We start from the raw sequence: 10,681 nt of genomic DNA, 5'->3' as shown, positions 1-10,681 counted from the left end.
GGACACCCCACCACGTCCCCTCCCACCCGGTGGCCAACCTCCGGCCGGTGCCCCCTCCGCTTGTTCCCATGCTGTGGACCGGCACCGTGCCGGAGGGGCCCAGCGCTGCCACGGGAAGCCGACGGCGACGGCTCACCACAATTGTTGTGGGCAATCGTCCCGCTGGCGAGGGGGCACCTCCCAGCGGTAGCTGGGGGAGGGTGGGCGCAACCCGTGCCACCGGCCCGCAGCACGCCAACGAAACCCCAAGGGGCAATCGGGCAGGCGCACCCCTGCACCGGGGGTGTTGCGCGGGACGGGTTGCCCGTGGAGTGGGGGCCGTAGGTCCCGCGCTGGGGTGGGCGTGCCGCCGCACGCCAAGGAGCCGGGATCAGCCGACCCGGAGTGGCAGCGGGCCACCGGCGGGACGGGGACGGGGTGGGGTGTCCCCGCAGGTCGAGAAAGTCACCGGCGGAGAGCCGAACACGAGACCTTCACGCCGAGGAGACACCCCACCCCGGCACCGGACACCCACCACCCACGCACCCCACAACCACGGTGGAAACCCGGAATCACGCGGCGCCAGCCGCGAAGCACCGGTCCATAGGCCGCGCCGTAGCCACACAGCCGCACCCGAACACGGCGCCCAGCCACACGACCGCACCCCCGGACAGGGGCACAAAAATCAGCGCGGGACCCTACGGCACCCACCACACCGGCCAACCGTCCCGCGCAACACCCCCGTGAAGGAGACCCGCAGGGACACCCCGGATACAAAGAGTTTCAACAAACTGTTGACGCGATGTTCTCCGAGGACTTAGCTATTCCCAGCCCGAACAGCACCACGGCCTCGGAGGCTCCCGTGACTTCGCGCCCCGCGCCAGGTCTGACCTGGCTCAACTCAGCCGAGGAGAGCGACGCACGCGCCGCGCTCCGCGAGGTATGCGCCTCGGACGCATGGGCGAGCACCCTGCTCGCCCAGCGCCCGTACCGCAGCGTCGAGGCCCTGTTCACCGCGAGCGACACCGCAATGGCGGAGCTGACCGCGGCGGATCTGGCCCAGGCGATGGCGGGGCACCCGCCCATCGGCAGGCCGAAGCCGGGCGACCCGACCTCGTCGCGTGAGCAGCGCGGCATGGCCGGGGCCACCGAGGAGCTGAAGGCGGAGATGCTCGAACTGAACCTGGCGTACCAGGACAGGTTCGGCCATGTCTTCCTGATCTGCGCCACGGGCCTGACCGGCGAGGAGATGCGGGACGCGGTGCGGCACCGTATCGGGAACACGCCGGACCAGGAACGAGAGATCGTCCGCGGCGAGCTGGCCAAGATCAACCGAATCCGGCTGACGCGCCTCGCGGAAGAAGGAGCCCGAGCAGCATGAGCAGTGAGAACAGCGCGCACCGCACGGCGTCGGTGTCCACACACATCCTGGACACCAGCATCGGCCGCCCCGCCGCGGCCGTGGCCGTCTCGCTCGCCGTGCGCGCGGGCCGTGATGCCGAGTGGGCCGCGCACGGCGCGTCGAAGACCGACGCGGACGGGCGCTGCAAGGACCTTCCGGCGCTGCCGGAGGGCATCTCGCACGTACGGCTCCACTTCGAGGTCGAGCCGTACTTCGAGAGCAAGAACCAGAGCCACACCACCCCGCAAGCCGAGGAACAGCAGGACGCCCCCCGCGTAAGGGACAGCGGTGTCTTCTTCCCGGAGGTCGCGATCACCTTCGCGGTCACGCCGGGCGAGCACTACCACGTACCGCTGCTGCTCAACCCGTTCGGCTACTCCGTGTACCGAGGGAGCTGACACCGACATGCCCACGATTCTCGGCCAGAATCAGTACGGCAAGGCGGAGAACCGCGTTGTCAAGATCACGCGCGAAGGCGACACCCACCACATCAAGGACCTCAACGTCTCCGTCGCGCTGAGCGGCGAGCTGGACGAGGTCCACTACTCGGGTTCCAACGCCAACGTCCTGCCGACCGACACCACCAAGAACACCGTGTTCGCCTTCGCCAAGGAACACGGCATCGAGTCCGCCGAGCAGTTCGGCATCCTGCTGGCCCAGCACTTCGTCGACAGTTGCGAGCCGATCACCAAGGCCCGTATCCGCGTCGAGGAGTACGACTGGGAGCGGATCGAGACCTCCGAGGCCAACTCGAAGTTCATCGGCGCCGACGACGTGCGGCACTCCTTCGTCCGCAAGGGCGCGGAGACACGTACCGCCCAGATCACCTACGACGGCGAGGGCTTCCAGGTCTTCAGCGGCCTCAAGGGCCTCACCGTCATGAACTCCACCAACTCGGAGTTCTGGGGCTACATCAAGGACAGGTACACGACGCTGCGCGAGGACTACGACCGCATACTCGCGACCGAGGTCACCTCCGTGTGGCGGCACAGCTGGGACGGCGGCGACAAGCGCCGGCCCAACTGGGAGAAGTCGTACCAGCAGACGAAGAAGCACATGCTGCACGCCTTCGCGGAGACGTACTCGCTCTCGCTCCAGCAGACCCTGTACCAAATGGGCTCGCGCGTCATCAACAGCCGGGCCGAGATCGACGAGATCCGCTTCTCCATGCCGAACAAGCACCACTTCCGCGTGGACCTGGAGCCCTTCGGCATCAAGAACGAGACCGCCGACGGCGCCGTCTACTACGCGGCCGACCGCCCGTACGGCCTCATCGAGGCCACTGTGCTGCGCGACGGTGCCGAGGCCCTGATACCGGTCGACATGACCAACCTCTGACGCGGGAGGTATGAGTCCCCGGGACACCCGGCGCGAACGGGCATGACGCGCAGAGCCGCACGTCGACCCGCCCCGTCCGCCGTGTGCCCGGGGGCGTTCCATACCGGAGGGAACGACAATGGCACAGCCTGCACAACCAGAAGGTGACGGCAAAGCCCCGGCCCCCGCCGTTCACACCGACCACGGTGACCGCACCGGCGACGGTGACCGCACCGACCACGGTGTCCACCCCGTGGACGAGAAGCTACGCGCCTCGCGGCTGATACCCGCCGCGCTCCAGCACATAGCCGCCATGTACGCGGGCGTCGTCGCCCCGCCCCTCATCATCGGGCAGGCGTGCGGCCTCGACTCCGGCGGCATGACGCTCCTCATCGCCGCCAGCCTCTTCATCGCCGGTCTCGCCACGCTCCTCCAGACGCTCGGCCTCGGCCGCTTCGTCGGCAACCGGCTCCCCTTCGTCAACGCGGCCTCCTCCGCCGGCATCGCGCCCATGCTCGCCATCGCGGGCCAGGCCGAACCGGGACACGGACTGCCCACCATCACGGGCGCCGTCATGGTCGCCGGGCTCTTCTGCCTGCTGCTCGGGCCCTTCTTCGGGCGGCTCCTGCGCTTCTTCCCGCCGCTCGTCACCGGCGTCGTCATCACCCTGATCGGGGTCTCGCTGATGCCGGTGCCCGTGGAGTGGGCGCAGGGCGGGGACAAGCAGGCCGCCGACTTCGGCTCGATGCCGAACCTCGCGCTGGCCGCCTTCACCCTTGCCGTCATTCTCGTCGTGCAGCGCTTCGGACGCGGCTTTCTTCGCCAAGTGGCCCTGCTCGTCGGCCTGTTCGCGGGTACGCTCGCCGCCGTGCCGTTCGGAAAGGCCGACCTCGGGGCCATCAGCGAGGCACCCGTGGCGGCGATCCCGCAGCCCTTCCACTTCGGCGCGCCCGAGTTCCAGCCCGCGGCGATCCTCTCGCTGTGCATCGTGATGCTGGTCCTGATGACCGAGTCCTCGGCCGGGATGCTGGCCCTGGGCAAGATCTGCGAACGCGACTGCGACCGGCACACCATCACCCGCGGACTGCGCACCGACGGCATCGCCTCCGTCGTCGGCGCCGTGTTCGGCTCCTTCGCCACCAGCGCCTTCGCGCAGAACGTGGGTGTGGTGACGCTGACGAAGGTGCGCAGCCGCTACGTCGTCGCCGTCGCGGGCGGAACCCTGGTGATCCTGGGGCTCTTCCCCGTACTGGGCGCCGTCGTCAACCTCGTCCCCATGCCGGTGCTGGGCGGCGCGGGCATCGTCCTCTTCGGCTCCATCTCGGTCAGCGGCATCCGCACCCTCTCCGAGGCGGGCCTGGACGACAGCTCCAACATCATCCTCGTCGCCGTGTCGCTGGGCGCGGGCATCATCCCGCTCGCCGCGCCGACCTTCTACGAGGACTTCCCGGCCTGGGCACAGACCATCCTGGGGTCAGGCATCAGTGCCGGTGCCCTGGTCGCTGTCGTGCTCAACCTGTTCTTCCACCATCTCGGCACCCGGAGAAAGAACGGCGGAGCAGTCCTGTCAGCTGCTCCTGCCGGCTCCGGCACTCAAATCTCCTAGGGCCCTGCCGTGCCCACCCCCGAGTGAGTTACGAGGAATCACCATGGCAGAGCAAGCAGCGCGAGCAGGCGGCGCGGAGCACACCGGGGACGGCGTCACCGAGCGCGTCGTCATCGAGAACTGCGCCGTCGCGACCGTCGACGCACGCGACACGGAGTACGCCTCCGGGCATGTCGTCGTCGCGGGCGACCGCATCGAATCCATCGGTGCGGGCAAGGCACCCGAGGGCCTGACGAACGTCGTACGGCGTGTCGACGGCACGGGCCACCTGGTCACCCCGGGGCTGGTCAACACGCACCACCACTTCTACCAGTGGATCACCCGGGGCATGGCGACCGACCACATCCTCTTCGACTGGCTGGTCGCCCTCTACCCGACCTGGGCCCGTATCGACGAGCCCATGGTGGCCGCCGCCGCGCGCGGTTCGCTGGCGATGATGGCCCGCGGCGGTGTCACCACCGCCATGGACCACCACTACGTCTTCCCGCGCGGTGCGGGCGACCTCTCCGGTGCCATCATCCGCGCGGCCTCCGAGATGGGCGTCCGCTTCACCCTCGCCCGGGGCTCCATGGACCGGGGCACCTCCGACGGCGGGCTGCCGCCGGACTTCGCCGTCGAGTCCCTGGAGGGTGCGCTGAGCGCCACCGAGGAGACCATCGACACCTACCACGACGCCTCCTTCGGCTCGATGACGCAGGTCGCCGTGGCCCCCTGCTCGCCCTTCTCCGTATCGACGGATCTGCTCAGGCAGGGCGCCGAACTCGCCCGCCGCAAGGGGGTGCGCCTGCACACGCACGGCAGCGAGACGGCCGAGGAGGAGCAGTTCTGCAAGGAACTGTTCGGCATGGGCCCCACCGACTACTTCGAGTCGACGGGGTGGCTCGGCGACGACGTGTGGATGGCGCACTGCGTCCACATGAACGACTCGGACATCGCCGCCTTCGCCCGTACCGGCACGGGCGTCGCGCACTGCCCGTCCTCCAACGCGCGCCTCGCGGCCGGGATCGCCCGCGTCCCCGACATGCTCGCGGCGGGCGTCCCCGTCGGCCTCGGGGTGGACGGCACCGCCTCCAACGAGTCCGGCGAACTGCACACCGAACTGCGCAACGCGCTGCTCGTCAACCGCCTCGGCCCCCACAAGGAGAAGGCGCTGAACGCCCGTCAGGCGCTGCGCCTGGGGACCTACGGAGGGGCGCAGGTGCTGGGCCGCCAGGAGGAGACCGGGTCGCTGGAGCCGGGCAAGCTCGCCGACCTGGTGCTCTGGAAGCTCGACGGGATCGGCCACTCCACCATCGCCGACCCGGTCACCGCGCTCGTCTTCGGCGCGGCGGCCCCCGTCACGCTCTCGCTGGTGGGCGGCCTCCCCGTGGTGGAGGACGGCCGCCTCACGAGGGCGGACGAAGACGACATCGCACGCGGCGCGCGGGACGAGGCACGGCGCCTCGCCCGTATCGCCGAGGACGCCGGTTAGCAGGAACGTAGCCGTCCGTCCACGCGCCGGAAACCCCGCGCGCTGACGGTACGGAACGACGGACCGGCACCACCCCAGTGATCTCCGGCCGGGAGGGACGGCTCCCGGCCGGGGTCTGAGCAGCCGAGCGGGATGCTCAGACGCCGTACCCGGGGGCGTGGCCCAAAACTTCACGCCCCCGGGGCGGTCCGGCACGACCCGGGCGCAACGGCACACCGCACACCGAGCACGACCTTGCACGACGCACCACCTCCCTGAAAGCGGGTGCCGCACCGACGGCACTGACATCGACAGGAGGACCGCAGTGGCCAAGCCGCCCAGGTTCATATCGCAAGGCTCGCAAGGCAAGAAGGCAGCGGGATCGCACGACGACGGGACGGCTCCGGAGGAGCCCGCGCCCGTGGAAGGAGCCGAAGCAGCGGCTGAAAAACATCCGGTCGACCGGTCTTTGCCGCCGCTGAAGCTCGCCACCACCGGCCTCCAGCACGTGGCGGCCATGTACGCGGGCGTCGTGGCCCCGCCCCTGGTGATCGGCGCTGCCGTCGGGCTGTCCGTCACCGAGCTGACGTTCCTGACGGGCGCCAGCCTCTTCATGGCGGGCATCGCCACCCTCCTCCAGACCCTCGGCGTCTGGAAGATCGGCGCCAGGCTGCCCTTCGTCAACGGCGTCACCTTCGCCTCCGTCGCGCCCATGCTGGCGATCAACAAGTCCGAGGGCCCGGAGAACGCGCTCCCCGTGATATTCGGCGCGACGATGGTGGCCGGGGCACTCGGCTTTGTCGTAGCGCCGTGGTTCAGCAAGCTGGTGCGGTTCTTCCCACCCGTGGTCACCGGCACCGTCATCACCCTGATCGGCATCTCGCTGATGCCCGTCGCCTTCAACTGGGCCCAGGGCGGCAACGAGCAGGACCCGCACTACGGCGACGGCAAGAACATCGCCATGGCCGCCGTCACCCTCGTCATCGTGCTGCTGCTGCGCCGCTTCACACGCGGCTTCCTCAAGCAGATCGCGGTGCTGCTGGGGCTCGTGGTGGGCACGCTGATCGCGATTCCGGTCGGCATCACGGACTTCGCCGCGCTCCAGCAGGCCGACGTGATCGGCTTCCCCACCCCGTTCCACTTCGGCGCCCCGCAGTTCGCGCTGGCCGCGATCGTCTCGATGTGCGTCGTCATGCTCGTCTCGATGACCGAGTCGACGGCCGACATGCTCGCGCTGGGCGAGATCGTCGACAAGCCCTCCGACGAGAAGACCATCGCGGCGGGCCTGCGCGCCGACACCCTCGGCTCGTTCGTCAGCCCCTTCTTCAACGGCTTCATGTGCAGCGCCTTCGCGCAGAACATCGGCCTCGTCGCGATGACCCGCATCCGCAGCCGCTTCGTGGTCGCGGCCGGTGGCGGACTGCTCGTCCTGATGGGGCTGTGTCCGCTGGCCGCCGCGCTGATCGCCACCGTTCCGCAGCCGGTGCTGGGCGGCGCGGGCGTCGTGCTCTTCGGGTCCGTCGCGGCCAGCGGCATCCAGACCCTGGTCAAGGCGGGCCTGGACCGCGACAACAACGTCCTCATCGTCGCCGTCTCGCTGGCTGTCGGCATCATCCCGATCACGGCGCCGGAGTTCTACCACGCGTTCCCCGAGAGCGCGAAGATCATCCTGGACTCGGGCATCTCCACGGGCTGCGTCACCGCGATCGTGCTCAACCTGGTCTTCAACCACATCGGCAAGCGGCGCGAGGCGGACGAGGTCACCGCGCCCATGGAACCGGGCGGGGAGATCCCCCACCAGCGCGAACCGGCCGCGGAGGCGGGCGCTGAGGCAGGGGCGGCGGCGACTCCGGCGCCCGCGCCGCGCTGAGGCTGCCGCCTCGGCACGGGTGCCGGACGGGCCCTGAGCGGCTCGCCCGGCACCCGTGCGTCGGCGTCGGCGTCGCCTGCGTCTACGCGTCGCCGATGTCGAACCGGGCCGGGGCCGCGAGGAGCTGGCTCAGATCGGCGCCCGGTACATGTTCGACGGGGCCCGCGCCGTACGTGAAGAGCCGGGCGCCCGCCGCCACGCCGCCCAGCTCAAGGCGCTCGCCCTCCCGTCGCAGCCAGGTGCCCTCGCGCAGACCGAGCACCGGCACGTCGTTCTCCTCCAGGAACTGGGTGAGGCGCTCCTCGCGGGTCTCGCCCATGTGGGAGGTGTCAGGGGACGGGTCGAGGTAGTGCGGGTTGATCTGGAAGGGGATCAGCCCCAGGCTCTCGAAGGACAGCGGCGCGACGATCGGCATGTCGTTCGTGGTGCGCAGCGTCGGGCACGCCATGTTGGTGCCCGCGCTGGAGCCCATGTACGGGGCGCCCGCCGTCACCCGCGCCCGTATCGCCTCCAGCAGACCGCGCGTCTGGAGCGACTTGAGCAGCCGGAAGCTGTTGCCCCCGCCGACGAACACCGCCTCCGCCTCCGTGGCCAACTGCCCGGGCTCGCCCGTGTGGACGCCGCGCACACGGATGCCGAGGGGTTCCATGAAGGCGGTCACCTTGGCGGTGTAGCCGTCGTGGTCGGCCAGTGCGTACGGGACGAACAGCAGCTCCTCCACGCCCCGCAGATGCTCCGCGATCACCTCGCGCGCGTGCTCCAGGTAACCGTGTCCGGGCGCGGTGGAGTTGGAGAGCAGGAGCAGCTTCATGTCGGTCGCCTTTCGTCGTGCGGGTTGTGCGGGTTGTGCGGGTCGTGCTGGGCTGTGCGGTTGGTGCGGTGAGTTGGTGGTGGCGGGTGGGCTTTCGTGGTGCTGGTGGTGCCCCGTGTGCGCGGGGGTTACGCGTGCCGCGACGCGCGTCACGGGCGCCGTGCCCGGGCAGCGCTGCGCGGGGTGAGCAGTTCGCCCAGGCCCTCGGCCACCGAGCGCAGCGGCCTGAGCAGTTCCTCGCGCGGCCCGTCCAGCGACTCGTGCGGCCCGACGAGGGAGAGCGAGGCCACGGGCTGCGCGCGGACGAGGACGGGCACGGCCAGGCCCGCCGTCGCGGGATCGTACTCGCCCTCGGAGTACGCGTAACCGTCCGCGGGGACCCGGCCCATCAGCTCCTCCAGACGCTCCGGGTCCGTGACCGTCAGTTCGCTGAACCGGGCCATCGGGCGCCCGTAGAGCAGCCCGGACCGCGCGCCGGGCGTGAGCATCCCGAAGTACGCGCGCGAGGTCGCCCCTGCGTGTGCCGGATACAGCTCGTCGGCCAGCCGGTACACGCGCAGCGGCCCCGAGGTGCCGTCCGCCGACTCCACGCACCGCATGTGCGCGCCGTCGGGCACGGCGAACAGCGCGGTGACCCCGCTCGCCGCCGCCAGCTCGCGCAGGGCGGGCCGCACGAGCCCGGCCATGCCGCCGTGCCGCTCCCACGCCGTGGCCATGTGCCAGACGGCGGGGCCCAGGCGGTAGCGGCGCGTCACCTCGTCGGAGACCAGGAAGCCGCGGTGGGAGAGCGAGGCGAGCAGCCGCTGCGCCACGGACTTGTCCCAGCCGAACTCGGCCGCGAGGTCGGTGACGCCCCACTCGTCCCGGTCCTGCGAGAACGCGAGCAGGACCTGAAGGGCGCGGTCGGCGGTCTGAAGGGGCGCTCGTTCTGTGGTCACGGGAAGCAGCCTACCGGTATATGAAACGGCTTCTCTGATATAGAGAAAAGGTTGCTGTGAGGGAAACGCCAGGGGCACTCTGCTGAAAACGCCGGGTCGGCGGGCCTCCGTGACTCCGTGGCCTCCGGGACGTCGGGGGAGCCCCGGACGTACACCTCCGCCGCTCCCCGGACCCGCACCACCGCGCACCAAGGAGCCCCCGTGCTCAAGCACGTCCTCGAAGTGATCGAACTCCTCGACCGGCCGCGCACCAGCGGCGCTCTCCTCGCGGACCACCTCCGGTCCGTACTGGAGACGGCGGCGGAGACGGCCGACGGCGTCTCAGGCGGGACCCCCGCCGCGAAGCCCGAGATCACCGTCACCCGCGTCGAGGGGGCCCAGGGCGGCACCGACTTCGTCAAGGTCGTCGTCCCCGGCAGCCGCGGCAAGCTCGCGGGCGGCGACGCGCCGACCCTCGGCATCCTCGGCCGGCTCGGCGGCGTCGGGGCGCGCCCCGAGCGCGTCGGCATCGTCTCCGACGCGGACGGCGCGGTCGCCGCGCTCTCGGCCGCTGCCAAGCTGCTCGACATGTACGGGCGCGGCGACGTCCTCGAAGGCGACGTCGTCCTCAGCACCCACGTGTGCCCGGACGCGCCCACGCGCCCCCACGACCCGGTGCCCTTCATGGACTCTCCGGTGTCGATCCTCGACTGCAACCGCGAGGAGATCGACCCGGCCATGGACGCCGTCGTCTCCATCGACACCACCAAGGGCAACCGGTTGCTCAACCACCGCGGCATCGCCCTCTCGCCCACCGTCAAGGAGGGCTGGATCCTGCGCGTCAGCGACGACCTGCTCGGGGTGCTGGAGACGGTCACGGGCGAGGCGGCGCACGTCCTCCCGATCACCACGCAGGACATCACCCCGTACGGCAACGGCGTGCACCACATCAACTCGATCATGCAGCCGTGCGTGGCCACCGACGCACCCGTCGTCGGCCTCGCGCTGACGACGGGCAGCGCCGTCGCGGGCTGCGCGACGGGCGCCAGCCACGAGACCGACATCGCGGCGGCCGGACGGTTCGCGACCGAGACGGCGAAGGAGTTCGGGCGGGGCGTGGTCCGCTTCCACGACGCCGACGAGTTCGCCCGCCTCGTCGGACTGTACGGCGACATGACCCGGCTCCAGTCCTCCGCCGGAGCCGAGGGCTGAGACGGCCGGGCCGCCGCGGCCCCCCCCTGCGGCGGCCCGGCCCGACGGTCCTCCCGGTCCTCCCGGTCCTCCCGGTCCTTCTGGTCCTCCCGGTCCTTCCGGTCCTCCCGGTCCTTC

The 10,681-nt window shown here is 70.7% G+C and carries 9 protein-coding genes; 7 read left to right on the top strand and 2 right to left on the bottom strand.

What is annotated here, in order from left to right; genetic code table 11:
- The first annotated feature begins 841 nt into the window (after window positions 1–841).
- The 6 genes from uraD (at window position 842) to ACYVOO_RS22245 (ending at window position 7,624) form a co-directional block, all read left to right on the top strand.
- Entirely contained in the window at window positions 842–1,360 is a 519-nt protein-coding gene (gene uraD, locus ACYVOO_RS22270; RefSeq protein WP_453344659.1) for a 2-oxo-4-hydroxy-4-carboxy-5-ureidoimidazoline decarboxylase, read from the top strand.
- The gene (uraH, locus tag ACYVOO_RS22265) at window positions 1,357–1,779 is read left to right on the top strand and encodes a hydroxyisourate hydrolase (RefSeq protein WP_461017436.1); all 423 of its coding nucleotides are present in this window, start codon (window positions 1,357–1,359) and stop codon (window positions 1,777–1,779) included. The genes uraD and uraH overlap by 4 nt, the downstream gene beginning before the upstream one ends.
- A gap of 7 nt (window positions 1,780–1,786) precedes the next feature.
- A complete protein-coding gene (gene pucL / locus ACYVOO_RS22260) occupies window positions 1,787–2,719 on the top strand; it encodes a factor-independent urate hydroxylase (protein ID WP_461017435.1) in 933 nt (310 codons plus the stop codon).
- A gap of 118 nt (window positions 2,720–2,837) precedes the next feature.
- A complete protein-coding gene (locus ACYVOO_RS22255; protein ID WP_461017434.1) occupies window positions 2,838–4,304 on the top strand; it encodes a nucleobase:cation symporter-2 family protein in 1,467 nt (488 codons plus the stop codon).
- Window positions 4,305–4,347: 43 nt separating this feature from the next.
- A complete protein-coding gene (locus ACYVOO_RS22250; RefSeq protein ID WP_461017433.1) occupies window positions 4,348–5,775 on the top strand; it encodes an 8-oxoguanine deaminase in 1,428 nt (475 codons plus the stop codon).
- Window positions 5,776–6,175: 400 nt separating this feature from the next.
- Window positions 6,176–7,624, top strand: coding sequence for a nucleobase:cation symporter-2 family protein (locus tag ACYVOO_RS22245; protein WP_461017432.1), 1,449 nt, complete (start codon window positions 6,176–6,178; stop codon window positions 7,622–7,624).
- Window positions 7,625–7,706: 82 nt separating this feature from the next.
- Here the strand turns inward: ACYVOO_RS22245 and pepE are convergent, their stop codons facing one another.
- On the bottom strand, window positions 7,707–8,435 hold the full coding sequence (gene pepE, locus ACYVOO_RS22240; RefSeq protein ID WP_461017431.1) for a dipeptidase PepE: 729 nt from the start codon (window positions 8,433–8,435) through the stop codon (window positions 7,707–7,709).
- Between the two features lie 149 nt (window positions 8,436–8,584).
- Window positions 8,585–9,373 carry an IclR family transcriptional regulator gene (locus ACYVOO_RS22235; protein ID WP_461017430.1) on the bottom strand — a complete coding sequence of 263 codons (789 nt, stop codon included), beginning with the start codon at window positions 9,371–9,373 and terminating at the stop codon, window positions 8,585–8,587.
- 201 nt (window positions 9,374–9,574) lie between these two features.
- Here ACYVOO_RS22235 and ACYVOO_RS22230 point away from each other — a divergent pair, with 201 nt between their 5' ends.
- Window positions 9,575–10,564 carry a DUF1177 domain-containing protein gene (locus ACYVOO_RS22230; RefSeq protein ID WP_461017429.1) on the top strand — a complete coding sequence of 330 codons (990 nt, stop codon included), beginning with the start codon at window positions 9,575–9,577 and terminating at the stop codon, window positions 10,562–10,564.
- Window positions 10,565–10,681 lie beyond the last annotated feature (117 nt).

This window comes from Streptomyces daliensis, from assembly GCF_054782395.1.
The sequence above is the reverse complement of the archived record's forward strand: the minus strand, read 5'-3'. Positions and strand labels throughout refer to the sequence as shown.